General features: G+C 61.9%; 29 protein-coding genes and 1 riboswitch. Of the genes, 19 read left to right on the top strand and 10 right to left on the bottom strand.

Annotated features, from left to right (window positions below; genetic code table 11):
• Positions 1-102 precede the first annotated feature (102 nt).
• From trpS to L4923_RS19915, 3 genes are all read left to right on the top strand, one after another.
• A complete protein-coding gene (gene trpS, locus L4923_RS19925) occupies positions 103-1,170 on the top strand; it encodes a tryptophan--tRNA ligase (protein ID WP_239368325.1) in 1,068 nt (355 codons plus the stop codon).
• Positions 1,171-1,315: 145 nt separating this feature from the next.
• Complete coding sequence (locus tag L4923_RS19920) at positions 1,316-1,807, top strand: universal stress protein (protein WP_239368323.1); 492 nt, start codon at positions 1,316-1,318, stop codon at positions 1,805-1,807.
• A gap of 114 nt (positions 1,808-1,921) precedes the next feature.
• The gene (locus L4923_RS19915; protein WP_239368321.1) at positions 1,922-2,491 is read left to right on the top strand and encodes a NifU family protein; all 570 of its coding nucleotides are present in this window, start codon (positions 1,922-1,924) and stop codon (positions 2,489-2,491) included.
• A gap of 177 nt (positions 2,492-2,668) precedes the next feature.
• Here L4923_RS19915 and L4923_RS19910 read toward each other — a convergent pair whose 3' ends face one another.
• Positions 2,669-3,280: a L,D-transpeptidase gene (locus L4923_RS19910; RefSeq protein ID WP_239368319.1), complete on the bottom strand. Its 612-nt coding sequence runs from the start codon at positions 3,278-3,280 to the stop codon at positions 2,669-2,671.
• Positions 3,281-3,515: 235 nt separating this feature from the next.
• Between L4923_RS19910 and cueR the strand changes: the two genes are divergently transcribed.
• On the top strand, positions 3,516-3,917 hold the full coding sequence (gene cueR, locus L4923_RS19905) for a Cu(I)-responsive transcriptional regulator (protein ID WP_239368317.1): 402 nt from the start codon (positions 3,516-3,518) through the stop codon (positions 3,915-3,917).
• A gap of 118 nt (positions 3,918-4,035) precedes the next feature.
• Here cueR and L4923_RS19900 read toward each other — a convergent pair whose 3' ends face one another.
• Entirely contained in the window at positions 4,036-4,566 is a 531-nt protein-coding gene (locus tag L4923_RS19900; RefSeq protein WP_239368315.1) for a hypothetical protein, read from the bottom strand.
• Positions 4,567-4,694: 128 nt separating this feature from the next.
• On the opposite strand from L4923_RS19900, the gene L4923_RS19895 reads away from it, so the two are divergent.
• The 3 genes from L4923_RS19895 to L4923_RS19885 all read left to right on the top strand — a co-directional run bounded on the left by L4923_RS19895 (position 4,695) and on the right by L4923_RS19885 (position 6,673).
• The gene (locus L4923_RS19895; RefSeq protein ID WP_239368313.1) at positions 4,695-5,195 is read left to right on the top strand and encodes an MmcB family DNA repair protein; all 501 of its coding nucleotides are present in this window, start codon (positions 4,695-4,697) and stop codon (positions 5,193-5,195) included.
• A 91-nt stretch (positions 5,196-5,286) separates the two neighbouring features.
• Positions 5,287-5,745 carry an Rrf2 family transcriptional regulator gene (locus L4923_RS19890; protein ID WP_239368311.1) on the top strand — a complete coding sequence of 153 codons (459 nt, stop codon included), beginning with the start codon at positions 5,287-5,289 and terminating at the stop codon, positions 5,743-5,745.
• The gene (locus L4923_RS19885) at positions 5,735-6,673 is read left to right on the top strand and encodes an NAD(P)/FAD-dependent oxidoreductase (protein WP_239368309.1); all 939 of its coding nucleotides are present in this window, start codon (positions 5,735-5,737) and stop codon (positions 6,671-6,673) included. Before L4923_RS19890 ends, L4923_RS19885 begins: the two co-directional genes overlap by 11 nt.
• An 18-nt stretch (positions 6,674-6,691) precedes the next feature.
• Here the strand turns inward: L4923_RS19885 and L4923_RS19880 are convergent, their stop codons facing one another.
• Together L4923_RS19880 and L4923_RS19875 are read right to left on the bottom strand one after the other, a co-directional pair.
• Entirely contained in the window at positions 6,692-7,258 is a 567-nt protein-coding gene (locus L4923_RS19880; protein WP_239368307.1) for a TetR/AcrR family transcriptional regulator, read from the bottom strand.
• Entirely contained in the window at positions 7,259-7,723 is a 465-nt protein-coding gene (locus L4923_RS19875; RefSeq protein WP_239368305.1) for a nuclear transport factor 2 family protein, read from the bottom strand. It lies immediately after the preceding gene.
• A gap of 154 nt (positions 7,724-7,877) precedes the next feature.
• Here L4923_RS19875 and L4923_RS19870 point away from each other — a divergent pair, with 154 nt between their 5' ends.
• Positions 7,878-8,336: a hypothetical protein gene (locus tag L4923_RS19870; RefSeq protein WP_239368303.1), complete on the top strand. Its 459-nt coding sequence runs from the start codon at positions 7,878-7,880 to the stop codon at positions 8,334-8,336.
• A gap of 139 nt (positions 8,337-8,475) precedes the next feature.
• A complete protein-coding gene (locus L4923_RS19865; protein WP_239368301.1) occupies positions 8,476-9,393 on the top strand; it encodes a LysR family transcriptional regulator in 918 nt (305 codons plus the stop codon).
• On the opposite strand, the gene L4923_RS19860 is transcribed toward L4923_RS19865, so the two are convergent.
• Positions 9,347-10,087 (bottom strand): SDR family oxidoreductase, encoded by a 741-nt coding sequence (locus tag L4923_RS19860; RefSeq protein ID WP_239368299.1) that lies wholly within the window; start codon positions 10,085-10,087, stop codon positions 9,347-9,349. The two genes, L4923_RS19865 and L4923_RS19860, sit on opposite strands and share 47 nt — an antisense overlap.
• Positions 10,088-10,314: 227 nt before the next feature.
• On the opposite strand from L4923_RS19860, the gene L4923_RS19855 reads away from it, so the two are divergent.
• Positions 10,315-10,932, top strand: coding sequence for a LysE family translocator (locus tag L4923_RS19855; RefSeq protein ID WP_239368297.1), 618 nt, complete (start codon positions 10,315-10,317; stop codon positions 10,930-10,932).
• Positions 10,933-10,967: 35 nt separating this feature from the next.
• Here L4923_RS19855 and L4923_RS19850 read toward each other — a convergent pair whose 3' ends face one another.
• A complete protein-coding gene (locus tag L4923_RS19850) occupies positions 10,968-11,573 on the bottom strand; it encodes a TetR/AcrR family transcriptional regulator (RefSeq protein WP_239368295.1) in 606 nt (201 codons plus the stop codon).
• Positions 11,574-11,651: 78 nt separating this feature from the next.
• Between L4923_RS19850 and L4923_RS19845 the strand changes: the two genes are divergently transcribed.
• The 7 genes from L4923_RS19845 (at position 11,652) to L4923_RS31110 (ending at position 18,270) form a co-directional block, all read left to right on the top strand.
• Positions 11,652-12,254 carry an NAD(P)H-dependent oxidoreductase gene (locus tag L4923_RS19845; protein WP_239368293.1) on the top strand — a complete coding sequence of 201 codons (603 nt, stop codon included), beginning with the start codon at positions 11,652-11,654 and terminating at the stop codon, positions 12,252-12,254.
• 180 nt (positions 12,255-12,434) lie between these two features.
• On the top strand, positions 12,435-13,652 hold the full coding sequence (gene zigA, locus L4923_RS19840; RefSeq protein WP_239368291.1) for a zinc metallochaperone GTPase ZigA: 1,218 nt from the start codon (positions 12,435-12,437) through the stop codon (positions 13,650-13,652).
• Positions 13,653-13,798: 146 nt separating this feature from the next.
• A riboswitch (cobalamin riboswitch) is annotated at positions 13,799-14,004 on the top strand.
• A gap of 84 nt (positions 14,005-14,088) precedes the next feature.
• On the top strand, positions 14,089-14,898 hold the full coding sequence (locus tag L4923_RS19835; protein WP_239368289.1) for an ABC transporter ATP-binding protein: 810 nt from the start codon (positions 14,089-14,091) through the stop codon (positions 14,896-14,898).
• A 145-nt stretch (positions 14,899-15,043) separates the two neighbouring features.
• Positions 15,044-15,970: an ABC transporter substrate-binding protein gene (locus tag L4923_RS19830; protein WP_239368287.1), complete on the top strand. Its 927-nt coding sequence runs from the start codon at positions 15,044-15,046 to the stop codon at positions 15,968-15,970.
• A gap of 2 nt (positions 15,971-15,972) precedes the next feature.
• Positions 15,973-16,986 carry a FecCD family ABC transporter permease gene (locus tag L4923_RS19825; RefSeq protein WP_239368285.1) on the top strand — a complete coding sequence of 338 codons (1,014 nt, stop codon included), beginning with the start codon at positions 15,973-15,975 and terminating at the stop codon, positions 16,984-16,986.
• 151 nt (positions 16,987-17,137) lie between these two features.
• Positions 17,138-17,932 (top strand): DUF899 domain-containing protein, encoded by a 795-nt coding sequence (locus L4923_RS19820; protein ID WP_239368283.1) that lies wholly within the window; start codon positions 17,138-17,140, stop codon positions 17,930-17,932.
• A complete protein-coding gene (locus tag L4923_RS31110; RefSeq protein ID WP_343303699.1) occupies positions 17,929-18,270 on the top strand; it encodes a hypothetical protein in 342 nt (113 codons plus the stop codon). Before L4923_RS19820 ends, L4923_RS31110 begins: the two co-directional genes overlap by 4 nt.
• A gap of 57 nt (positions 18,271-18,327) precedes the next feature.
• Here the strand turns inward: L4923_RS31110 and L4923_RS19810 are convergent, their stop codons facing one another.
• Positions 18,328-18,714 carry an ester cyclase gene (locus tag L4923_RS19810; RefSeq protein ID WP_239368281.1) on the bottom strand — a complete coding sequence of 129 codons (387 nt, stop codon included), beginning with the start codon at positions 18,712-18,714 and terminating at the stop codon, positions 18,328-18,330.
• Positions 18,715-18,792: 78 nt separating this feature from the next.
• Positions 18,793-19,659, bottom strand: coding sequence for an NAD(P)-dependent oxidoreductase (locus tag L4923_RS19805; protein WP_239368279.1), 867 nt, complete (start codon positions 19,657-19,659; stop codon positions 18,793-18,795).
• A 71-nt stretch (positions 19,660-19,730) separates the two neighbouring features.
• Between L4923_RS19805 and L4923_RS19800 the strand changes: the two genes are divergently transcribed.
• Both L4923_RS19800 and L4923_RS19795 read left to right on the top strand, forming a co-directional pair.
• Complete coding sequence (locus L4923_RS19800; protein ID WP_343303715.1) at positions 19,731-20,303, top strand: TetR/AcrR family transcriptional regulator; 573 nt, start codon at positions 19,731-19,733, stop codon at positions 20,301-20,303.
• A 174-nt stretch (positions 20,304-20,477) separates the two neighbouring features.
• Entirely contained in the window at positions 20,478-22,541 is a 2,064-nt protein-coding gene (locus L4923_RS19795) for a putative bifunctional diguanylate cyclase/phosphodiesterase (protein ID WP_239368275.1), read from the top strand.
• 164 nt (positions 22,542-22,705) lie between these two features.
• Here the strand turns inward: L4923_RS19795 and L4923_RS19790 are convergent, their stop codons facing one another.
• The gene (locus L4923_RS19790; RefSeq protein ID WP_239368273.1) at positions 22,706-23,026 is read right to left on the bottom strand and encodes a protamine-2 (modular protein); all 321 of its coding nucleotides are present in this window, start codon (positions 23,024-23,026) and stop codon (positions 22,706-22,708) included.
• Positions 23,027-23,205: 179 nt separating this feature from the next.
• Positions 23,206-25,944, bottom strand: a complete 2,739-nt coding sequence (gene mutS / locus L4923_RS19785; RefSeq protein ID WP_425530978.1) for a DNA mismatch repair protein MutS — start codon at positions 25,942-25,944, stop codon at positions 23,206-23,208.
• Between the last annotated feature and the right edge of the window lie 83 nt (positions 25,945-26,027).

Here is a 26,027-nt window from a genome sequence, read left to right as displayed (position 1 = left end):
TCGTCCTGCGCCCTCTTGATCGGCATCGCCGCGTCGGCCATAACGCGCCGTCCGAAATTTCGCCGCGCGCGAAACGGCCCTCCACAAGCCAAGGAAACCGCCATGACCGCCTTCAAACCGCTTATCTTTTCCGGCGTCCAGCCAACCGGCAATCTGCATCTCGGCAACTATCTCGGCGCGATCAGGAAGTTCGTCGCGCTGCAGGAAACGATGGACTGCATCTATTGCGTCGTCGACCTGCATTCGCTGACCGCCCAGCTCGTGCACGAAGACCTCAAGGACCAGACCCGACAGATCACCGCCGCCTTCCTGGCCGCGGGGATCGACCCCGACAAACACATCGTCTTCAATCAGAGCCGGGTGATGCAGCACGCCGAGCTTGCCTGGATTTTCAACTGCGTGGCGCGCATCGGCTGGATGAACCGCATGACGCAGTTCAAGGACAAGGCCGGCAAAGACCGCGAGAACGCCTCGCTCGGTCTGCTCGCCTATCCAAGCCTGATGGCGGCCGATATCCTGGTCTACCGCGCCACCCACGTTCCGGTGGGCGACGACCAGAAGCAGCATCTGGAACTGACCCGCGACATCGCCCAGAAGTTCAACAATGACTTCTCCGACCGCATCGCCGAACTCGGCGTCGGCGTGGAGATCCAGATGGGCGACGAAACGGTGAACGGCTTCTTCCCGTTGACCGAGCCGGTCATCGGCGGGCCGGCGGCACGCATCATGAGCCTGCGCGATGGTTCCAAGAAGATGTCGAAGTCGGACCCATCCGACCTGTCGCGCATCAATCTCACCGACGACGCCGATACGATCTCCAAGAAGATCAAGAAGGCGAAGACCGATCCGGAAGCACTGCCTTCCGAAATCGCCGGCCTGGCAGGTCGCCCGGAAGCTGAGAACCTAGTCGGCATCTATGCCGGGCTCGCCGACACCAGCAAGGAAGCCGTGCTGAAAGAGTATGGTGGCCAGCAGTTCTCGGTATTCAAGCCGGCGCTCGCCGACCTTGCTGTCGAGAAGATGGCGCCTATTGCCGGTGAAATGCGTCGCCTTATGGCCGAACCCGGCCATATCGACAGCGTTTTGCGCAACGGCGGCGAACGCGCTGGCGTGTTGGCCGAGGCCAATATGAAAACGGTGCGCGACATCATCGGCCTGCTGCAGGGCTGAGCCAGACGCAGATCAATCCCACAGGGCGGCAACTCAAGGCCGCCCTTCTTTTTTGAAGTGCCTCCGCCTGACCGCATGGCGGGCCGCTTGCAAGGCACCCTACGCGAGTGGCAGATTGCGGGCGAAGCCATCAAACAGGAAAGCCATGGTCTCCAAACGTCTCAGCCGTGAAGCCGGCCACCGCCGCAAATTCCTGTCGGTCATCGACGATACGCCGGAATGCGAGCGCGCGGTTGCCTATGCCTCGAAGCGGGCGCAGAGCACGGGCGGAGTTCTGGTGTTGCTCTATGTCATCGAGCCGGACGATTTCCAGCATTGGCTGGGCGTGGAAAAGATCATGCGCGAGGAAGCCAATACCACGGCCCGCACCGCACTCGACGCCTACGCCGGAAAAGTGCGCCAGAAGGCCGGCATAGAACCGGAACTGGTGGTGCGGGAAGGCAAGCGCGCCGAGGAGATCCACAAACTGATCGAGGAAGATCAGGACATCGCCATCCTGGTTCTGGCGGCCGGCGCTGGAAAGGAAGGACCTGGCCCGCTGGTTGCCTCGATCGCAGGCAAGGGCGCCGCCTTTCCTATTCCGGTCACCGTCGTGCCGCAAAACCTTTCCGATGACGATATCGAAAGCCTGGCCTGATCTCCCTATATTAGATTCGACAGCCTCTCCGGCTTTTGCTTGAATGCCCGCCGGATTGGGCCTATTTAGAACCATTCCAAACTATCGCCCGTGCTTCGCGGGCCGGAGACCGCCATGTTCATCCAGACCGAGTCGACGCCAAACCCGGCGACGTTGAAGTTCCTGCCCGGCAAGGAAGTGTTGCGTGAAGGCACTGCGGATTTCCGCGACGCCGACGCTGCGGGCGAAGCTTCGCCGTTGGCTGGGCGGCTGTTCGACATCCCAGGCGTGACCGGCGTTTTCTTCGGTTACGACTTCATCACGGTGACAAAGGACGGACCCGACTGGCAGCATTTGAAGCCGGCAATCCTTGGCGCCATCATGGAGCACTTCATGTCGGGCCAGCCGGTGATGGCCAGCACCGCTCCATCCACGACCGCCGACCACGAGGGCGAGTTCTACGACAAGGAAGACGAAGAGATCGTCGTCACCATCAAGGAGCTGCTCGACACCCGCGTGCGCCCCGCAGTCGCGCAGGACGGTGGCGACATCACCTTCCGCGGCTATGAAAAGGGTACGGTGTTCCTGCACATGAAGGGCGCCTGCGCCGGTTGCCCATCTTCGACCGCAACGCTGAAGCACGGCATCCAGAACCTGCTCCGCCACTTCGTGCCTGAAGTGGAACATGTCGAACAGGTAGCATAAGCGCCGACATCCCTGCGATGACGAACCCCGAGATGACCTCTCGGGGTTTTTTGTTTCCGCACACAGCTCCAATCAACAAAAAACCGGGCTTCATGCCCGGTCTTCTGTCTGGGACGTCCGTGTTGCCTAGACGGTCCGCGTACGAACTCTTGCCCGTCCCGTTTCGGACGGACGAAATCACATCACGATGACCTTGGCGCCGACTTCGGCGCGGTTGTAGAGATCGATGATGTCCTGGTTCATCAGCCGGATGCAGCCGGAAGACATGGCCTTGCCGATCGACCACCATTCCGGGGTGCCGTGCAGTCGATAGCCGGTGTCGCCCTTGTTGAACAAATACAGCGCGCGGGCGCCCAGCGGATTTTTCAATCCAGGGTCCATGCCGTTGCGGAACTGAGCCAGTTCCGGTTGGCGCTTGATCATCTGTGCCGGCGGCGTCCAGGTCGGCCATTCGCGCTTGATCGCCACGCGTGCCGTGCCGTTCCACTCGAAACCCTCGCGGCCGACACCGATGCCGTAACGCACGGCTTCGCCTTCCGGCAGTACGAAGTAGAGGAATTTGTTGCTTGTATCGACAACGATCGTGCCAGGCTTCTCATTGGTGTCGTAGGCGACGATCTGGCGATGATACTTGCGCGGCACCTTTTCGATCGGAATGCGCGGCAGTTGGTAGCCCGCGTCGCTTACACCACCATAATCGTTTGAGAACAGCCGCATCTGCCCGATAGTGCTGCAGCCGGCAAGCGAGGCGGCCAACGCCGCAACGACAATGGCAGATTTCAAGCGCATGAACCGTTTCTACGCTCCGTCCCGTTGATCCGCGGCGATTCGGTAAAAATCGTTAACGCATTCATGCTGGCATTTCTTTTGCTTGCCAAGCAGCCGATGCTTATATGGATGGGTGTGCCTGCCGGTAAGGCTCCGGCTATGGCATTTTGGCAACATCTACCGTGGGATTATCAAACAAAAACAAAGAAAGCGGTCCGAGGAATACTCCCCGTTGAGACCGCCAGAGGACGAAATCATGAATATCGGCGATGCCGCGCGCCGTTCCGGACTGCCGGCCAAGACCATCCGTTACTACGAGGAGATCGGACTGATCTCGCCCGAACGCTGTGACAACAGCTACCGCGACTATTCGAGTGACGACGTACACCGCCTGGCCTTCCTGAAGCGCGCCCGCAACCTTGGCTTTTCCATCGACGACTGCCGTCAGTTGATGGCGCTTTATCAGGATCGAGAACGTGCCAGCCAGGATGTACGCGCAATCGCATCGGCGCATGTCGCGGCGATCGAGGAAAAGGTCCGCGAACTGCAATCCATGCGCGCGACCTTGAACAAGCTGATCCACGCCTGCCATGGCGACAAGCGTCCGGATTGCCCGATCCTGGAAGAGATGGCAGGGGAGGTCGAAACGGTAGGCTGAGCAACAGCGGTAGCGGATGTCATCCGCGAGACGCTCGATCGCTCGAGCACGGTCATCTAGGGTGCCGCACTGACTGGATCGTCAGCAATTCGATTCGCCGAGGCGTTGCGGCTACAAACTAGCCGGCAGTCGGCGCGATGCTGGGCTCAGTGAGCTGCCGAAGCTGTTCGGCGCCGATTGTTGCACGCAACTGTTCGGCACGGTTGCTAAGCGGGCAACCTTTTCGGGCGAGGATTTCGATCGCCTCGGCGGCGTTTTCGAGACTCGCAGCGTTGCCCGCGAAATTGCGCCAGGATCCGTGAAAGTCGATCACGATGTTGACGGTGCCGATTGTTGTCCTGACATCGACCCGCGATACATCCGAATAGGGTCGCGACTTGAAGCGGATGACCCGGTATTCCAACCGATCCGGGCCGAGACGCAGAAGCGGCGCGATGTCGGAACTCGTGGCGGCAATCCACGGGAGGCCCTTCCATCCGCCAAAGGCGGCGGCAAGAGGGACTTCGACGTAACCATCGGAGCCGAGGGAAAGCTTCTGCGCCGCAACGCGCCCAAGCTTCGCTCGGGTCAGCGCGAACACAGCCCAGAATATCATCCCGAGAGTGAGTACCACGACGACCGTCAAGACGAGGAACAACGCTTCCGGCATCTTCTGCTCCAATGGGGACAGGGCTCAAACGGCGGCCATCATCGCCGCTAATATCGCTATCGTCACGCCCAAACGTCGTTTGTGCGTAGACGGGTTCAAACCGTGAACGGAATCGGGCATTATGAGCCATGCCCATTGTTTCTCCGGTTTTGCAAAATCCCCTGATCGACGGTCGCCAGTCGGAGCGCGCCATGCTGGTGCGGCGCGGTGTGCAGCGGCTGCTCACTCAAATGGGCGCGCATGTGTTGCCTGAACTCTCTCTGGCGACGGGGCGGCGCGCCGACCTCGTTGCGCTTACCCGCCAAGGGGATATCTGGATCATCGAGGTCAAATCGTCGATCGAGGATTTTCGTGTCGACCGCAAATGGCCAGATTACCGGCTGCACTGCGATCGCTTCTTCTTCGCAACACATCCCGGTGTGCCTGCCGATATCTTCCCCGACGAGTGCGGCTTCATCCTATCCGATGGCTATGGTGCCGAAATGATGCGTGACGCGCCGGAACACCGCATGGCCGCCGCCACCCGCAAGGCACTGATGCTGAGGATCGCGCGCGCCGGAGCTGCCAGGTTGCTGGCCGCCGAGCTTGCCGGCGTTTCCGTACCGGCGCTGGACGGCGAAAGCGAATAAAGCCTGCCAGCAGGCTCCCGAAAGACAGCCTCATCTATCGCAGCGTTCGTGCAATCTTGACTCTGCGCCATTTCGTAACATATAAAGTTGCATGAAAAGAGACAGTCGACTCTCCGGCGTCCTGCACGTCCTGCTTCATATGGCCGAAGAAGGCCGGCCAATGACCTCAGAACAGCTTTCCAAGACGCTCAGCACCAACCCGGTGGTGATCCGGCGTATCATGGCCGGCCTGCGCGACATGGGCATCGTGCAGTCCGAACGCGGCCATGGCGGCGGCTGGACGATCAGCCGGGACCTCGCCACAGTGTCCCTGCGCGACGTTTACACGGCACTCGGCGAACCGATGGTCTTCGCGCTGGGCAACCGGCAGGAGATGCCGGACTGCCTGGTGGAGCAAGCTGTCAACGCAGCGCTTGATGATGCTTTCCAGGCGGCGGAAGCGCTGTTGATCCAGAGGCTCGGCGAGGTGACGCTGGCCGACCTGGCGGCCGATTTCCACGAGCGCTGGAAGCACAATAAGACAAAAAAGGCGAATCCCCATGCAGCCTGACATGCAGATGTTTGCAACGCCCTTCGACGCCGTCGTGATCGGCGGCTCCTATGCCGGCCTGTCCGCAGCCATGCAGATCGCACGCGGCCGCCGCAACGTGGCCGTCATCGACGCCGGCAAGCCACGCAACCGCTTTGCCACTGCCTCGCATGGCTTCTTCGGGCAGGACGGCGCCGAGCCTGCCCGCATGATCGAGTCGGCCCGCGAAAAACTCACCGCTTATCCGAATGTCTATTTTATCGCGGACGAGGCCGTCGGTGCGTCCGGACAGGAGGGCGCATTTGTCGTCACCCTGGCCTCAGGACCCATGCTGGAGGCTTCCCGCCTCGTGCTGGCGACCGGCATTGCCGATATCCTGCCGGATATGCCGGGCCTTGCCGAGCGCTGGGGCGTCAGCGTGCTGCATTGCCCTTACTGCCATGGTTATGAATTCGGCGGCGCGCCGCTTGGCGTGCTGGCCACCACGCCGCATTGCGCGGAAAAAGCGATGATAATCACCGAATGGGGCCCGACGACGCTGTTCCTCAACGGCCAGCCGATGCCGGACGGCGACATCCTGGCAAAGCTTGCAAAGCGCGGCGTTACGGTCGAGCCGGTAGCCGTCGACACTTTGGAAGGCGAGGCGCAGACGCTGCGGACCGTCGTACTTGCCGATGGCCGCCGTATTGCCATGACGGCTCTCTACTTGACCCCGCGCACGGTGATGGCCAGCCCGCTCGCCGAAAGCCTGGGCTGCGCCTTCGAGGACGGCTTTTTCGGCCCGGTCATTGTCACTGACGGCAAGAAGGCGACCAGTATACCCGGCGTTTTTGCCGCCGGCGATGCGGCGCGCGGGATGCACAATGCCACCTGGGCTTCGGCAGACGGCGTCACTGCCGGTGCCGCCGTCCATCACAGCCTGATCTTCGAGGGTCTGGACGCAGCCTGAAAGCGGACGCCCGACGCATCAGATATCGGCAGCGCCCAGCCGTTCGCGGATGCTCGCCATCGTGCGGGAGAACACGTCGGGATCGTCGAAAGCCCGTGCCAGCGTCAGCGCGCCCTGAATGCCGGCGACACTCTCCTCGGCTAAACGTTCGGCTTGCGCCTCTTGCCGGCCTGTTCGCCGCAGCGCACCGGCAAGGTCCGCGACCCACCGTCCAAAGTAGGACCTGATCTCGGCGGCAAAACGGTCGCGTGCGTCATCCAGCGCAAAGGCACCGACCAGGCAGACGCGACGGCCGGAATGGAAATAGGCGTCTGTCGCCGCAAGCATGCGACTTATGCCCTCCTGCGGGTTTTTCGTTTCACGCAGCGGCGAGAACACTTCGTCCTCGAACCAGTGGTCGATATGCGCCATTACCGCGGCCGCCATCTCATCCTTGCCGCCGGGAAAGAAGTTATAGAGGCTGCCCTTGCCGAGCCCCGTCGCCTCGGTGATCAGCGCCAGGCTGGCGCCGGCATAGCCATGCGCGCGAAATACTTCGGCAATCGCCGCTATCAACTCGTTCCGGCCCGACGCACCCTTGCGCATCTAGAGCCCGAGATCGCTGAGGCCGGGATGATCGTCGGGCCGGCGGCCGAGCGGCCAGTGGAATTTGCGCTCCGATTCGGCAATTGGCAGGTCGTTGATCGAAGCGACACGCCGGCGCATCAACCCGGCGTCATCGAATTCCCAGTTCTCGTTGCCGTAGGAGCGAAACCAGTGGCCGCTGTCGTCGCGCCATTCATAAGCGAAACGCACGGCGATGCGGTTCTCATTCCAGGTCCATACTTCCTTGATCAGGCGATATTCCAGCTCACGCGCCCATTTGCGTGTGAGGAAGGCAACAATCTCCGGCCGGCCCCTGACAAATTCGGCGCGGTTTCGCCAGAGACTATCCTCGGTATAGGCGAGCGACACCTTCTCGGGATCGCGGCTGTTCCAGGCGTCCTCAGCCTTGCGCGCCTTTTCGGCGGCGGTCTCGGCATTGAATGGCGGAAGTGGCGGACGACTCATCGCGGTCTCCTTCGGCTCTTGTCAGGCGCATTGCGATGTTTGTACCGATTGGTACAAACGAGTCAACTGCTCTGAAACCGATTTGCGCGTGAAGCCTTTACGCGTCCCACATTTTGCGCGATCTCACTGTTATTCCGGGGAGGGCAGCCATTCCATGTTCAATGTCCTGAGCATCGCTCCGAAATGGGGGGCTTCAGCCATTGTCGGAATTCTGACGGTGATATCGGTCACGAAAGGCAATGCCGCACCTGCCTGTGGCGAGCTGACCCTGGCTGGCGAACGAGCCAGGATGACCAAGCTGCTATCGGCCACTGGCTATTCTAGTGAACAGACCTCATTCCTGATACGCGGCTATCGCGCTGCATTTTATCCTTTTCCCGCCGCATCGATGACACCTGAAGCTAAGACATGCGGCCGAATGGCCATTCAGGCCTTGGTGCTCAACTGCACAGGCAGCATGCTGAAATCGTCGCTTGCAGAAACATCCGACCCCGATGCGATGAAGGCGGTCAGCTATTGGGGTCGAAAGAAGCTCGCGGTACGAGAACTGCTTTTCATTGGACTTTTTCATGCCTGCCAGGCCGCCGCTCGCGAGCGGTTCGAGAGGCGATGATTTCTTCGCATGCTGCGTTCGCAGCTGAGGCAGGCTGTGTATACCGTCGTGGCTTTAGTGCCGCTGACGCTCGCCGTGCGACGCTGACCGAGGCGTGCTGAGCGACTATATTCCGCTTAACACCCATCACGGACAAGCCATGCAGCTCAGGCATTTGAAGACATTCGTCGCCGTTGCGTCCGACCTCAACATCACGCGCGCTGCGGAACGCATCCACCTTGCCCAGTCGAGCGTGAGCGAACAAATCCAGTCGCTGGAGGCGGATCTGAATGCCCCGCTCTTCGACCGGACTGGGCGCAAGCTGAAACTGACCGAGGCAGGCCAGCGCCTGCTCGATCATGCTCACGATCTTCTGGCCCGCACCGAGGAAGCGCGGGCGGCGGTGGCAGCAGCCACCAACACAACGGCTGGCACACTGGCGATCGGCGGGCTGGAAACGCTGTGTGCCAGCTATCTGCCACCGCTCCTGGCGCATTTCGGTGCCGCGCACCCGGCGGTGCGGCTGCAACTGAAAAGCGCCGGCAGCGGCGAGCTGCGTAGCGGTGTGAAAAGCGGCGCACTCGACATTTCCTTCGCGTTCGGCGAACCGCCGCAGACGCCGGAACTCAAACATGAGGTGGTGGCCGAAGAGGAGCTCGTCGTCGCATTGCCGGCCGGCCATCGGCTCGCCGGACAAGTCACGGTAGGCCCCAGCGACCTGCGCACCGAACCCTTCCTGGTGACGGAGCAAGGATGCGTCTATCGCCAGATGTTCGAAACCGCTTTCGCGCAAGACGGGATCCGGCCACGCATTGCTCTCGAACTCGGCTCGATCGCAGCGATCCAGAAGCTGGTGGCGGAAGGCGCCGGATGCGCCCTGATCCCACGGGTTGCCGCATCCGGTGACGGGCGTATCGTGACGCTGCCGTGGACCGGTGACAATTCGCAGGTCCCCGTCTCCATGATCTGGCATGGCGGGCGCGGCAAACGGCCCGCTGTGCGTCTCTTCCTGGAGGCTGCGCGCCAGCAATTCAAACCAGGCGATGCCCGCCCTCGGCGTGCAACACCGTTCCGGTGACGAAGCCGTTCCGCATCAGGAACCGGATGGCATCGGCGATATCTTCCGGCTGACCGATGCGGCCCACCGGCAGGCGGGCAGCCATGGCATCCAACGTGGCTGCCTTGGCATCGCCGGCGACATGCCGCCAGATCGGCGTATCGACCCAACCGGGCGAGACCGCATTGACGCGGACCGGCCCGAGTTCGACCGCAAGGGCACGCACCAGCGAAGCGAGCGCGCCGTTCATCGCCGACGTCACCGAACCGCGCGCCGCCGGACGATAAGCATTGATGCCCGATGTGAAGGTGATGGAACCCTTCCCGGACAACACCGGCACGCCGTGCTTGGCGAGCAGCAGCGGCCCGAAGAATTTCGAATCGACGACCCTGCGCGCTTCCGCGATGTCGAGTTCCGGCAAAAGCCGATAGGATGCACCGATGTCGGCCGCGGTCGAGACGATGTGATCCAGCTGGCCAGTGCCGGCAAAAAGCCGGCTTACCTCACCTTCCCTTGCAATGTCGGCGACCGCGACGTGCAAAGTGGGCGGATTGCCGAGGCTGCCCCTGGCTTCATCCAGTTTCGCTTGTGAGCGCCCAACGATCGTTACCTCCGCGCCCTCGGACAAAAGCTGCCTCGCGAGCGCCAGACCCATGCCCGAGCTGCCGCCGACGATGAGCACGCGCTCGTCGATGTTTCCAATAGATGTGTTCATGGACTCTCCGTTGTGACCGCCGATCGATGGGGCGGCTCTGTTCGGGAGTTGTCTGCTCGAAAGGGTGCGAAGGGAAACGGGAAGATACGAATGTTTCCATCGGAAACTCCGATGATGGCATTCGACCCACCGCCGATTGCACATTCGCCAAAGCGCAATATGGTGTTCCTACAATTCTCGGGGCTGCACCGGACGCGAGCCTGTTCCGCTCAAGGAAGGACGAAACGATGACCCTTTCGGGTTTCCTGGCCTATTCCGGGGCGCTGGCCATCGCTGCCGCCATTCCCGGCCCGCAGATTGTCGCCATCGTCGCGCAGGCGATGAAAAGTGGCTACCGCCAGGCCATCTGGATGACGCTGGGCATGGTGGTCGGCGACGTTCTCTATCTCGCCGCGGTGCTGGCTGGCTTGGCCTATATCGCCGAGAGCTTCACGCTGGCGCTGATCGTCATCAAATGGGCAGGCGTGGCCTATCTCGTCTGGCTGGCATACCAATACTGGACCGCCGATTTCGACATCAAGACCGAAGGCACGGAAGCCGGCGCCGGCGGCCGTTGGCGCGCCCTGACCTCCGGTGTGCTGGTGACCTTCGGCAATCCGAAGTCCATCCTGTTCTACATCGCCATCCTGCCGACCATCATCGACCTGAATGCGGTCACGATCTTCGATGTTTTCGTGCTGGTGGCACTGACCGCGACGATCCTGACCCTGGCGCAGCTACCCTTCGTGCTGGCCGGAGCCAAGGCACGCCACGCATTGAAGTCGCCGAGAGCCGTGCGCCTGATGAACCGCAGCGCCGCCGTGCTGATGGGCGGCGCAGCAGCGACAATCGCTACGAGGCAGTGAGCCTGTTCGTCGGCACTTTACGAGAGGGCCGGCGTTCATCCGGCGCTGCGTGCCACCACCGCCAAAATGACCTGATAGAGTTCCTCGCTGGCGTCTTTAGTTGTGATTTCGCCCGAGGCGGCGGCCGCAGACAGGCCTGCAGCAGCTCCCAGCATGCCGCATAGGCGCGCCGTGGTGAGGCCGCGCGCAAAGGGCGCCAGCGCTGTGCGGCATTTCTCCAGGAATGCGGCTTCATGCTCGCGTTTCATGGTCGCCAGCTCCGGCGTGCCGACAAGGGCTGCGACCACACCGGGGATTTCGCGGCCCTGCTCCAGCACGCAATCGACATAAGACGAAGCGATCACTCGCGCGCGCCCCTCGAGCGTCGGCTCGCTGACTGCCAGGGCGGCGTCGATCACCATGTTCTGGTGCTCGTCGAATTCCTGGTAGAGCGCTGCAAACAAAGCGGGGCGCGTTGGGAAGTGATCATAGACAACGGGTTTGGTCACCGCCGCCTGTTCAGCCAGCCGGCCGAGCGTCAATGCCTCGGTGCCGTCTTCCCGCGCGATGCGCCAAGCGACATCGAGAAGCTGGCGATGCCGCTCTTCCCGCAGCAGGCGCTGACGGCGCGGACGTCCATCCTTCACATGACCGCTTGACATTGCTATATACCAAAAGTAACTTACTAAAAGTATATAAGACGAACCCTTTTTCTGCAACACCTCCCAGGGAGCCCTGCCATGCACGCGCTCATCGTCGTCGCGCACCCCGATTCCAAGTCGCTAACCCACGAGATTGCCGCTAGCGTCGGCGAAGGCGTCGTCGCTTCGGGCAACAGTTTCGAGATTGCCGATCTGGCCGCCGAAGGTTTCGATCCCCGCTTCAACACAGCCGACATCGCCACCTTTCAAGGCCAGGCGCCGACCGCAGACGATATCGCCGCAGAGCAGGCGCGCATCGACCGCGCCGATGCATTGGTGCTGGTCTATCCGGTTTACTGGTGGTCGATGCCCGGACTGCTCAAAGGATGGATCGACCGTGTGTTCATGAACGGCTGGGCTTATGACGAGCCCCCGGGGGGCAAGCTGACGAAGAAGCTGCAGCGGCTGAACGTGCATTTGGTCGCGATTGGTGGGGCCAGCCAGCGCACCTATGCCAGGCACGGTTATTTCGGCGCTATGAAGACCCAGATCGACCATGGCATCTTCGATTATTGCGGCGCCAAGGTGGTCACGTCCGAACTGCTGCTTTTTCCTGAGGCGCAAGATCATGCACAACTTCCCGCGGAAGCCCGCGGGATAGGTAACCGGCTGTTCCTGAAGCAGCAGCGCGCCGCGGCATAGAATCCTCCACCGCACGGGAACTCCAGGGGAAGCTCCCCTACGGAACCCATATCAACCCTGCAAAGGGAACCGTTTCTCCCCGAGCGCATGCGCTTGTCTTTCAAACTTGTTATGTTACAACATAACGACTGCTGAGCGATTATTCTCCTCGGCAGAATTCCACGAACTTTGGAAACACGCATGCCCACGCACGATCGAAAGCGCCTCCCGGTAACCGTCCTTTCCGGCTTCCTCGGTGCCGGCAAGACCACGCTTCTCAACCACATCCTGCACAATCGCGACGGGCGCCGGGTTGCCGTCATCGTCAACGATATGAGCGAGGTGAACATCGATGCCGCACTGGTGCGCGAAGGCGGCGCCGATTTGTCGCGTACGGACGAACAGCTGGTCGAGATGACCAATGGCTGCATCTGCTGCACGCTGCGCGACGATCTCCTGGCCGAAGTACGCCGTCTCGCCGGACAGAACAGGTTCGATTACCTGCTGATCGAATCGACGGGGATTTCGGAACCCCTGCCCGTCGCCTCGACTTTTGAATTCCGCGATGAGGCGGGCAACAGCCTTGCGGACGTTTCCCGCCTCGACACCATGGTGACGGTTGTCGATGCCGCCAACCTGCTGAAAGACTATTCCTCATCGGATTTCCTGCGGGATCGTGGCGAAGCACTCGGCGCTTCGGACGAGCGCGTCCTCGTCGATCTTCTGGTCGAGCAAATCGAGTTTGCCGATGTCATCGTGCTCAACAAGATTTCGGAGAGCTCGGCCAAGAACCTCGATCTCGCCCGCAAGATCATCCGTTCGCTCAACCCGCAGGCCGAACTCATCGAAACGGACTTCAGCCGTGTGCCTCTCGAGAAAGTGCTCGACACCGGACGTTTCGACTTCGAGCGGGCTGAACAACATCCGCTCTGGTTCAAGGAGTTGAACGGCTTCAAGGATCATATTCCCGAAACGGAAGAATACGGCATCCGCTCCTTCGTCTATCGGGAGCGTCGCCCTTTTGACCCGACAAAACTCAAGGCATTCATCGACCGGCCCTGGCCGGGTGTGGTGCGCGCCAAGGGCTTCTTCTGGCTTGCGACTCGTCCGGATCATGTCGGTGAATTGAGCCAGGCCGGAGCCCTGGTGCGGACCGGCAGACGCGGCCTCTGGTGGGCAGCGGTTCCACGCAACCGGTGGCCCGACAATCCGTCCTGGCAGGAGGCGATGCAACCCTATTTCGATCCGATGTGGGGTGACCGCAGGCAGGAACTTGTCTTCATCGGCTGCGACCCGATCGACGAAAGCCTTATTCGCGCCGAACTCGATGCCTGTCTCGTCGATGATCCGGTCTTCGCGCCGCAACTGTGGCGCGGCTTGCCCGATCCGTTTCCGAATTGGAATGGGCAAGCGGCATGATCGTCAAATCACTGCTCGCCTTGTTCAGGAGCCATCAGCCGGGCTGCGACTGTCATCCGCGACGCGCTCTCTACACTCCGCCGGCAGAGCGACACGCGACGAGGGGTCCCGACCAAGAATCGCCATTGCCACGAGCGAGCGGTCACAATAGGGTCCCCCGCGATGGTGCCTCGAATCGAAAGGTCCGGGGTGAAAAGGGAATACGGTGAGGTTCCACAAGAACCAAGACCGTGGCTGCCCCCGCAACTGTAAGCGGTAGCAAAGTCCGAAGACGCCACTGGCCAAGCGCCGGGAAGGCAGGACAGCGCAACGATCCGCGAGCCAGGAGACCTGCCATCACAGTGAGTTGACCGGACGGGGTGTGCCGGGAGGAAGCTGCAAGGGCGCCCGCCGCCATTCTGGCCATCCTTCCGCACCTGATCGAACGAGGGATCAGTTGGAAGGCTTTGGCGTTTTTCACCGCGATGTCGTCCTGCAGGCGCGCGACCTTTGCTATCGGCCGGAAGCGGGCGTCACACTTGTCGAACATGTCGACCTTGATGTACGGGCCGGCGAAAGGCTCGCCATCATCGGTCCGAACGGCGCCGGCAAGACGACGCTGATGCGCATGCTGTGCGGCATGCTCAAGCCCGGCAATGGTCTTGTGCATCTCGATGGCGAATCCCTCGATCGGCTGCCAATGGCGGAGCGGGCGCGCCGCATCGCCGTGGTCGGCCAGTCCGACCAGCCGGACGCCCAGCTTGCCGTACGCGATTATGTCGGGCTCGGCCGCATTCCACATGCCGGTCTCCGCCGCCGCAGCGACGACCGGGACGTGGTGCTCGACGCGCTGGAGCGAACCGGCCTGCTTGCCCTGCGAGAGCGTCGCATGGGATCCCTATCCGGCGGCGAGCGCCAGCGTGCGCAGCTTGCACGCGCCATCGCGCAGCAGCCGCATTTGCTGTTTCTCGACGAGCCCACAAACCATCTGGATCCACGAGCCCGCGGTGAACTGCTGGAATTCGTTGCCAGGCTGGACATCGCCGTTGTCACCGTGCTGCACGATCTGCCGCTGGTTGCTCCCTTCGCCACGCATGTCGCCGTGATGAGCAAGGCACGCCTCGTCGCGCTCGGCACGCCGCGCGAGACCTTGACCGCAGCACTGGTGCGCGAGGTCTTCGGCATCGATGTGCTGAGACTGCCTCACCCCGACGAACATGACCGCGAACTGACGGTCTTCGACGTCCCGATCCGCCTTTCCCGCTGAACCCATCTCCGACGGAGCCGCTATGACACGCCTCGCCCTTTGCCCAAGCAGACTTACGTGGCTTCGCCAACGCTTCGTCAGCCTGGCTTTTTATATTGTCGCAGGTTCTTATCGCAAAAGCGTGAGCCGCTTTTGCGGAACCTGCTTGGCCGCCACGCTTGTTTCGTCGGCGGCATTTGCCTTTCCGGTCACTGTCGACAATTGCGGCGTTCCGCTGACCTTCGACGCTGCGCCGAAACGCGCCGTGATCAACGATCTCAACATGTCGGAAATGGCTTTTGCGCTGGGCCTGCAGCCGGAGATCGTCGGCCTGACCGGCATCACCGGCTGGTACAAGGTCGATGACGCATTCAAAAAGGCGCAAGGCTCCATTCCGGAACTCGCGCCGAAATATCCGACCTTGGAAAACCTGCTGGCTGTCGAGCCCGATTTCTTCTTTGCGGGCTGGTACTACGGCATGAAACCCGGTGGTGACGTGACGCCCGACACCCTGGCGCCGCACGGGATCAAGACACTGGTGCTCAGCGAAAGCTGCATCCACCTCGACAAGAACCGGCCGGCGGCTTCAATGGATCTCTTGTTCGGCGATGTCGAAAAGCTCGGCAAGATCTTCGGCAAGGAGAACGAAGCCAACGCCCTGGTTGCCGGATGGAAGGAAAGACTTTCCGACATCGTCGCCAAGGTCGGTGCCCGCAGCGGCACGCGTGTGTTCCTCTATGATTCGGGCGAGGACAAGCCTTTCACCGCCGGCAAATTCGCGATCCCGACCGCGATGATCGAAGCTGCCGGTGGCAAGAACATCATGGCCGACATGGAGACCAACTGGGGCAATACCGATTGGGAAACGGTCGCAACCCGAAACCCGGAATTCCTGATCCTGCTCGACTACCAGGACGACGCCGGCTACCGAAAGCTGCTGAATTTCCTGAAACAGCATCCGGCCATGAAAGAAACGGATGCCGTGCGGAACGAGCGTTTCATTGCGCTGCGTTATGCGGAGCTGACGCCCGGCCCAGCCAATATCGAAGCCATCGACAAGATCGCAAAGGCAATGCACCCAGAGGCATTCTGAGCGTGCCCAGCCGATCCTACGGTGCATCCATCGGTATAGGCCTGGCGCTCGTCGCCTTGCTGGCGCTGCTGTCCATTGCCTATGGTTCGACCGTCATTCCCCTCGGCGACGTCATCGCAGCGCTTGCCCATGCCGTTGGGCTCGACGCAGGAAGCGTGACCGCGCCGGTGGAGAAGATCATCGTCGATCTCAGGCTGCCGCGCGCCATCCTCGCCATCTGCGTCGGCGCCGGTCTTGCCGTCGTCGGGGCGCTCCTGCAGACGGTGACACGCAATGACCTGGCCGACCCGTTCCTGTTCGGCCTGTCGTCGGGCGCCGCCGCCGGTGCGGTTTCGGTCATCACCGTCTTCGGCGACCGCCTGGGCTTGTGGACGCTTCCGGTCGCTGCTTTTGTCGGCGGCATCCTCACCGCCCTCGTCGTGCTTCTGCTCGTCAACCGCATTCGTGGCCAAGGGCCGGAGCGGCTGATCCTTGCCGGCCTTGCCGTATCCTTCCTGTTCGCGGCGCTGACCAACTATCTGATCTTTGCCGGGGACCAGCGTGCAGCCCATTCCGTGCTGTTCTGGACAATGGGCGGATTGGGGCTCGCACGCTGGGGCAATATCGGCTTGGCGGTCGCCGGACTTGCCATCATCCTTTTTTTCGCGCTGCGCTATCATCGCTGGCTTGACGCCTTCCTGGCCGGGGAGAACACGGCCGAAAGCCTCGGCGTTCCGGTGGCGCGCTTCCGCACACTGACGTTCCTGGCCGCGGCTTTGTCGACGGCAATCCTGGTTTCTGTTGCCGGTGTCATCGGTTTCGTGGGGTTGATGATCCCACATATCGCGCGCCGCTTTGCAGGCCCGCTGCATCTGCGGCTGGCCATTGCCTGTGCGGTCTTCGGGGCAGTGCTCCTGCTCGCAAGCGATCTTCTGGCACGCACATTGCTGCCGCCCCAGGAACTGCCGATCGGCATTATCACCAGTTCGATCGGCGCCTTGTTCGTGGTGGCCACCCTGTTGCGCAAACGGTTCTGAGCAGCCCTCATTCGGCGCGATCCGGAATAGCGCCACACTTGTTACTCACACTGCTCGGCCTCCGAGGGCACACTGACACCAGCACCGAGTGACGCGCGACCGCGCTTCGACCTCGAGGCACGACGTCGCCCAGACAAGGAGGTTCAGAACGATGACTGCATCAACCGAAAAACGTGACAGCAAGCTGGCGGCCATGCACAGGCCACCGGTGGTCACACCAGAGGCTTGGGAGCAAGCGCGCCAGCAGCTTCTCGTGAAGGAAAAGGCCCACACCCGAGCCCGCGATGCGCTGGCAGCCGAACGGCGCCGCATGCCCTGGGTGGAGGTGACCAAAGACTATGTGTTCGAAACCCCGACCGGCAAGGCAAGCCTGCGCGACCTGTTCGCCGGCCGGCGCCAGTTGATCATCTACCGCGCCTTCTTCGAGCCAGGCGTCTACGGCTGGCCGGAGCACGCCTGCCGCGGCTGCTCGATGGTAGCCGACCAGGTCGCCCACGTCTCGCATCTCAATGCTCGTGACACCACGCTGGTCTTTGCTTCCCGCGCGCCGCAGGCAGACATCCAGCGCGTGAAGGCGCGGATGGACTGGGACCGCATCCCATGGGTGACCATCGTCGACAGTTTCGATGCCGACTTCGGCGTGGACGAATGGCACGGCCACAACGTGTTCCTGCGTGACGGCGACCGTATCTTCCGCACCTATTTCATCGCTGATCGCGCCGACGAGCAGATGGGCGGCACCTGGAACTATCTCGACATCACGCCGCTTGGCCGCCAGGAGGTCTGGGAGGATTCGCCTGAAGGCTATCCGCAGACCCCGGCTTACAAATGGTGGAACTGGAACGACAGCTACGTTGCCGAAGCCGAACCCGACAAGGGATGGGTCGAGATTTCGGACGCTGGCGAAGAGGCCATGCGCGCCAAAGCGACGAGTGCGAAGTCATGAGCCGCTCCTGCTGTTCGATCTGGTCCGACGAGGAAACACCTCCTCGGACCGGCACCAGTACAGCCGAGGACGTGAAGGCCGCCGGCAATGCCGCCGTGCTCACAACGACGACCGGCGAGACAACCAGCCGCGCCCTGACGGGCTCAGATTGGCTGGGGCTGGCGGCGTCGCCGACCTTCGCTGCCATGGCTCTGCTGACCGGCGTCACGAGCGGACCAGCCGAGATGCTTTGCTCATCCGGAGCGGGCATGCCGCTCGGCAGCATGGTGGTGATGTACCTTCTGATGAGCGCCTTTCATCTGGCGCCCTGGTTGAGACTCGCGCGGACAGCTATCTGACGGCATAAGTCTGACCAAGGCGGAACGGCTCGAACATGCCGCCCGCCACCGCCGACATCAGAGCTGTCCAGCGATCGCTGCCTTGTCGATGATCGACCAGACCCTTTCGATCCGGGCTCCGGCAAATTCGTAAAATACGTTCTCGTCGAACTGGACACGCCTGCCGTTGACGGGCAGGTCGAACAAGGTACCGACAGGCGTGCAGTCGAAATGCAGGCGGCTGGCGATGCGGGGAGGATCGCAGATCAACAAGTCGATCTGGAAGCGAAGATCGGGGATCGCGCGAAAATCGCCCTCGAGCACCGAACGGTACCCATCGAGACCCACCCGGATGCCGTTGTAGTGGACGTCGTCGTCGACGAGCTCGCCAAGTTCGTCCCAGTCTTGCCTGTTCAGGCAGTCGATGTATCGGCAATAGATTGTGCGGAGTTCGTTGCGGGTCATGGAATGTCCATGCTGTTTCGAAACAAACAACGCAGCGACCGCCATCCGGTTGCCGGATCCCACGATTCACCCAACCCGTCAGGTCCCGCGTAGCACCTTGATCACCGCACTCGGTTCTTCAGCGCCAAATCCAGCGTCCTTCGCACGCTGGAAAATGCCAGCGGCGAAATTGGGAAAGGCCGTTTCAATCTTTAGATCGCGTGAAGCTTCGACAAGGCCGCCAAGGTCCGACGTGACGGTTTTGATCGTGGCTTCGGGTTCATCGAAGCGGTCCTCCGCGATGACACGCCCCATGTGGCGCAAATCTTCGCCGAAAAACGGCGCCATGTCTGCCATAACTCCACTGAAGGTGCCGACATCGATGCCCTCCGCCTCGCAGACCGCAGCGCCATGGCTGAAGCCGATCCAGTGTGCGGCAAAGTAGGCCAGGCCAGCATTGGCCAGGGCTTTGGCATGACCGATGTTGGGCCCGACATAGCTGAGGCCTCCGCCAAGCAGCTTCAAGAGGGGCTCGGCTGACGTAAACACGGCCTCATTGCCGACGATGAGCAGCCCGGCTTCCGGCCCGCCGATCTGACGTGGCCAGGCGCCGATGGCGCCGTCGAGATAATTCGCACCGTTCGCTACCGCCAACGCGTCGAGTTCGCGCGCCTGGCGCGGTGTTCCCGAACCCAGTTGCACGATCAACCGGCCACTGAGATTCTCAGAATCGACCTCGCCGAGCAGGTGAGAAGCCGCTGCATAGCCGGACAGGCAAATCACCACGACCGGGCTGGCCGAGACGGCGTCGGCAACGGTGGACTTCGGTAGGGCGCCCAGTTGCTCCAGGGTTGCGGCTTTCGCTGGCGTACGGTTCCAGACGGTGACGGACTTTCCACCCGCCAGAAAGGCACGGGCAAGCGCGCTGCCCATCTCGCCAAGGCCGATGACGGTTACATCGCTCACAGCACATCCTTGCTTGCTTCTAATTCCTACAAAGTGTAACTTACAAAATGTAGAAATCAAGCGGGAGACATATCCTGGTCAAGCTGCCGAAAGACAAACGCCGCGAACAGCTGCTCGATGCAGCCATGGCGATCGTTCGCCAGGACGGTGCCGACGCATTGTCGCTCGTCACGCTTGCTGCAAAGGCAGGTGTGAGCAGGCCGGTGGCTTACGACCATTTCTCGACACGCGCCGGGTTGCTCCTTGCGCTCTTCCAGCGGCTGGAGGCCCAATATGTGCAAGCGCTGCACGAAGCGCTGGCCACAGCCCCCCCGGAACTTGACGCGACGGCGGACATCATGAGCAAGGCTTATTTCAATTGTCTCGCCAATCTGGGCCCGGAGGCACCGGCGATTTCGGCCGCTCTCAAGGGCAGCGAAGAGATGGCATCGCAGCAGCGCGCCATGATCGACGAGTATGTCGGGATCATGTGCCAAGCCTTGAAGCCGTTCACTGGGCTGGACAGCAAAGGATTGCGCCTTGCCTGCATCGGTCTGCTGGGAGCAGCCGAAGCGATCGCACGCGAGCAGCAGGAGGGACGGACAAAGCAAGCGGCCGCAATCGCCGCCTTTTCCTCGTTGATCGCCAAAAGCGTTGGGAAATGACCGGGCGAGAACCGAAATCGGGCAGGCAACGGACTCGACCGCATTAACTATTGGCGCTATCAGAATATTAGCGATTGCTTGGCAACGTCTGCGGGACCGGCAGTTGCGGTTTGGATGCGGCAACAACCAAACGACAATTGTCCTGACATAATGGCGCCGAGGGGGGCGTTATTCATGCGTGTCGTCTCATGCCTCGTCACAGAGCATAATCCGTGGCTCGTATTGCTTGCTGTCTTCGTCTGCATTGCAGGCAGCTGGGTCACATTCCGGCTCTTCCGGCAGGCTGAGGCGCGCGGCGGCTGGCCACGAGCCGGCTGGATCTTTCTCGCAGCGCAGGCGGCTGGTTCTTCGATCTGGTGCACCCATTTCATCGCCGTCATTGCTTATGAACATGATGCCCCTGTTACTTTCGACCCGACATTCACGATGATATCCCTGCTGGTCGCTGTGGCCGGCTGCGCCTACGGTTTCTGGCTATCCCTCAGTTTCCGCTTTCCCCTGGCCGCGGAGATCGGAGGAGGCGTCGTCGGCATCGCCATATCGGCGATGCACTACAGCGGCATGCTGGCCTATCGCGTCGACGGCCTGATCGAATGGAACACCGACTATGTGCTGGCATCGATAGCGCTATCAGTTCTGTTCGGCGCCATCGCGATGCGGCAGGCGGCGAAGCCGCTATGGGGCGAGACCAAATATGTGCCCGTCGGCTTCTTCGTACTTGCCGTGGCTTCTCTCCATTTCACCGGCATGACCGCCATTTCGGTGACGCCATTCTCGACTGCAACCGACAACACCGCCTCGTCGACGCTGGCCGCCTTCGCGGTCGTCGGCGTCGGCATGCTGGTGCTTGGAGCAGGCGTGATCAGCTATCTGATAGACGAACAGACCTCGCAGGAAGCATTTGATCGGCTGCAGAAGCTGGCGCTGACCGATTCCCTCACCGGCCTGCCAAACCGCGCCAGCGCCATCGAGCATCTGGATCGCGCGCTCGAACAAGCTCACTATACCGCCGCAAAGGTCGCGATCATCGGCATCGACCTCGACCGGTTCAAGGAAATCAACGATCTGCGCGGGCATCAGGCCGGCGATACGGCGCTCGCAACGATCGGCTTTCGTCTTGGCCATCTTCTCCAGGACAGCGAATTTGCCGCTCGCATTGGCGGCGACGAATTCATGTGCGTCAAACGCTTCGTCGACCGCCATCAGCTGGACAATTTCCTGACGCGCCTCGAAGAGGCCTTCTCGCAGCCGCTTCGCATCGGCAATGTCGATTTTGCCGCGGGTGCCAGCCTCGGCGTGGCGCTCTATCCCGATGACGGTCACGACCGGCAGGTCCTCATAAGCAATGCCGATCTGGCCATGTATCGCGCTAAGAGCGACATCACCCGTGCCGTCTGCTTCTACGAGCCCCAGATGGACAAGGCGGCGCGCGAACATCACGCTTTGGCCTCGGATCTCAGCCACGCCCTTGAGCTCGGTCAGCTCGAACTCCACTATCAGGTGCAGAAGTCTGCCCAATCCGGAGATGTGCTGGGATATGAGGCACTGCTGCGCTGGAGCCACCCAAGCAGAGGGCCCATTTCGCCTGCCGTTTTCATACCCATCGCGGAAGAGACCGGCCTGATCCTTGCCATCGGCGAATGGGTGTTGAGAACGGCCTGCCGGGACGCCGGCAAGTTGGGCAAGCCCCACAAGATTGCCGTCAATCTTTCGCCGGTCCAATTCGTGCACAATGACCTGGCCGGTCTGATCCGCGACATCCTGGTCGAGACCGCGTTGTCGCCAAGTCGGCTGGAACTCGAGATCACGGAATCCACTTTCATTGCCGACAAGGCCCGTGCTCTGCACGTCCTGCGCCAGATCAAGGCGCTGGGCGTGAAGATTTCGATCGACGATTTCGGCGTCGGCTATTCGTCATTCGACACCCTGCGCAGCTTTCCCTTCGACAAGATCAAGCTGGATGGTTCCTTCACACGGGAAATGGAGCGCAACGCGCAAGCTATGGCCATCGTCCGTTCCGTGCTCGCACTGGGACAGAGCCTGGGAATTCCGGTGCTGGCCGAAGGTGTGGAAACGGCGGCCCAGCTGCAAATCCTGCGCGTCGAAGGCTGCCATGAAGCCCAAGGCTATTATCTCGGGCGACCTGGGCCTAAGGAAAACATCCTCCCGACCGCGGCGGACCAGCTCCAGAAGGTGATTCCAAATCGCGGAACGGGCCTCTCGGTCTCGACCGCCTGAGGGCGGTCCCTACATCCATCCAATGAAAAACCCCGGCCACGCAGCCGGGGTTTTCATACCTAGAGCGTTTCCGTTTTTAACAGAAACGCAGAAACGCTATAAGCTTTTGTTTTCGCCGCATTTTTGTAACGCCAAGTGATTCCACTTGCTACAAATGCTCTAGATTAACGCCATACCCGTTCGCGCCAGCAACGAACGCGCCAGCGGCCGCGGCGCCAGACACGACGGCAGACGCGCCGCCAGCGGGGCCTGCGCCAAGGCCGACGTCCCGGACGATGCCATGGGCGATGGTAGACGAGTTCGGCATCGGCATCGTTCTCGTCATCGAGAACAGCCGCCTCCGCATGTGATTGTTCCAGCTCGTCCAGTATACCGCCACGCGCTGCAGGCACACCTGCAACCGCCTGAGCTGGACGCATTGCCGTAGCGACGACTGCGGCCCCCGCAACGCCGAGTATTCCCGTCAGAAATAGCCGTCGATCCATTGGTTCCTCCAATCTGTGCTCCCCGCCACCCCGGTTAACATAGCGGCAACCGAATTGTTCCTGAATGGTTTTTCGTTGGGCCTGTCCGTTAACGGATTTGCCGAGCCTATGGGGTGATGCGCTATCAGAATTGCGAGCTCAACCCGCCCCACCGGAACCGAGCGCCGGCGCAGTCGTCCTCAGCGTCCGATCAAACCCTTGAGTCGATAGATTGCTTCCAGCGCCTCGCGTGGCGTCATCTCATCGGGGCTGAGGGCAGCCAGTGCCTCGCCAAGTGCATCGGACTGGACCGGCTTGGGCGCTTCCCGCTTCACCGCCACCGAAAACAGCGGCAGGTCGTCGACCAGCCGATCGGCCTTGCCCGAGGTTTCGCCTTCCTCGAGCTGGTGCAGCACCTGCTTGGCGCGCGCCACCACGGCTTCCGGCAAACCCGCAAGCCGCGCTACTTGCACGCCATAGCTGCGGTCCGCAGCGCCCTTGCCGACCTCATGCAGGAAGACGACGTCGCCTTCCCATTCCTTGACCCGCATGGTGACGTTGTGAAGCCGGTTAAGCTTGTTGCTCAGCGCCGTCATCTCGTGGAAATGGGTGGCGAAAATCGAGCGGCAACGGTTCTTCTCATGCAGATATTCGACCGCCGCCCAGGCGATCGAAAGCCCGTCGAAAGTGGCGGTGCCGCGACCGATCTCGTCCAGGATGACCAGTGCGCGTTCACCCGCCTGGTTGAGGATGGCGGCGGTCTCGACCATTTCGACCATGAAGGTCGAACGGCCGCGCGCGAGATCGTCGGAAGCGCCGACGCGCGAGAACAGCCGGTCGACCACCCCGATATGGGCGCTTGCCGCCGGCACGAAGGAGCCGGTCTGGGCCAGGATGGCGATCAGCGCATTCTGGCGAAGGAAGGTCGACTTGCCACCCATGTTCGGGCCGGTGAGCAGCCAGATGGCGCCGTTTTTGGCATCGCCTTCCGGTGACAGGTCGCAATCATTGGCGACGAAAGGTCCTTCTCCGGTGCGGCGCAGCGCCTGCTCCACCACTGGGTGGCGGCCACCGACCACTTCGAAGGCAAGCGAGGCATCGACCTGCGGCCGGCACCAGTTCTCGCTCGCCGACAGAGCAGCGAGTGCGGCCGACACATCGAGCACGGCCAGTGCATCGGCACCGGCGCGGATGGCATCCGCCTCGGCCACGACTTCGGCAAGCAACCGATCGAAGGCGGCAAGTTCGATGGCAAGCGCACGGTCGGCAGCGTTGGCGATCTTGGTCTCCAGCCCCGCCAGCTCCGTCGTGGTGAAGCGCATGGCATTGGCCATGGTCTGACGGTGGATGAAGCGCGCCTTGGCTTCGTCGGTACCCGTCATGATCGCCTGATGGTTGACCGTCACCTCGATGTAATAGCCCAGCACATTGTTGTGCCGGATCTTGAGCGAACGGATACCGGTCTCTTCGATGAGGTCGCGCTCCATGCCGGCGATGACCTTTCGCGTCTCGTCGCGAAGCGCCCGCATCTCGTCGAGCTCGGCATCGTAGCCGCTGCGCAGGAAGCCGCCGTCGCGTTTCAGCAGCGGCAGTTCGTCGGCCAAGGCTCCGGCGAGATGTTCGGCAAGCGGCTTCGGCAGCGCGTCGATCGCGGCAAGTGCGCCAGCCAGTTCAGCAGGCGGCGCGACACGCGCAAAGACCCGCGCTATTTCGCCGGCTGCAAGGAAACCGGCGCGCAACGCGCCGAGGTCGCGCGGGCCGCCGCGGTTCAGCGCCAGCCGCGACAGCGCACGCGGCATGTCGGCGACACCTTTGAGCGCCATCCGCAAGGCCTCAGCAAGACGCGTCTCTTCGCGGAAGAAGGAAACCGAATCGAGCCGTGCTCCGATGGCCGCCGCGTCGGTCAGCGGCGCCATCAGCCGGTCGGCCAGCAGCCGCGCGCCACCGCCGGTGACGGTGCGATCGATCGCCTTGAACAGGGACCCCTCGCGGCTGCCGGAAAGGGTGCGCAGGAGTTCCAGATTGGATCGCGTTGCCGGATCGATGAACAGCGTTGCCCCGTTCTCCTCGCGCTCCGGCCGCGACAGCGGCGGGCGCTCGGCCTTCTGCGTCTTCTCGACATAGGCAATCGCGCCGGAGATGGCGGAAAGCTCGGCGCGGCTGAACGTGCCGAAGGCGTCGGGCGTCGCCACGTTGAAGAAGCGGGCGATGCGCGCCGTTGCCGAGGCCGAATCGAAAAGGCTGGCCGGCTGCGGACTCGCGACGCGACCGAGCACGTCGAAAACAGGCTTCAGTTCGGGATCGTAGAAGACCGGTTCGGCAACGATTAGCTCGCGCGGATCGACGCGGAAGATGTCGGCCAGCAAGCGCTCGGCATTGGTTTCGGCGACACGGAAGACGCCGGTGGAAATCTCGATCCAGGCCAATGCGAAGCTTTGGTCGGCGCCGCCCTTGATCCGGCCGAGCGTCATCAGGAAGCTCGATTCCGAAGGCGCCAGCAATTTGTCTTCGGTGATGGTGCCCGGCGTGACGAGACGGATGACGTCGCGCTTGACCACCGACTTCGAGCCGCGCTTCTTGGCCTCGGCCGGATCTTCGATCTGCTCGCACACCGCCACGCGGAAACCGAGCCCGATCAGCTTCTGCAGATAGTCGTCGGCAGCATGCACCGGCACGCCGCACATCGGGATCTCGGCGCCCTGATGCTTGCCACGCTTGGTGAGCACGATGCCCAGCGCCTGGCTTGCCTTCTCGGCATCCTCGAAGAACAACTCGTAGAAATCGCCCATGCGATAGAACAGCAGCGAATCCGCATTCGCCGCCTTGATCTCGAGATACTGCTCCATCATCGGCGTGGCGCCGGCCGTGGAAGGTACCGGCGCCGCACTTGCCGGCAGCGGTGCGCTGTCTTCCGTCGCGATGGGGGTTTCGTCGTTCAAGAAACTGTTTCCAAAATTTCCGAAGGCAATTGCTTGGCGCTTTACTCACCCGAAGTGTAGCCTTAATCCCGAACGCTCCACAA

It is taken from the genome of Terribium retamae (assembly GCF_022347545.1).
Classification (GTDB): domain Bacteria; phylum Pseudomonadota; class Alphaproteobacteria; order Rhizobiales; family Rhizobiaceae; genus Mesorhizobium; species Mesorhizobium retamae.
The sequence above is the reverse complement of the archived record's forward strand: the minus strand, read 5'-3'. Positions and strand labels throughout refer to the sequence as shown.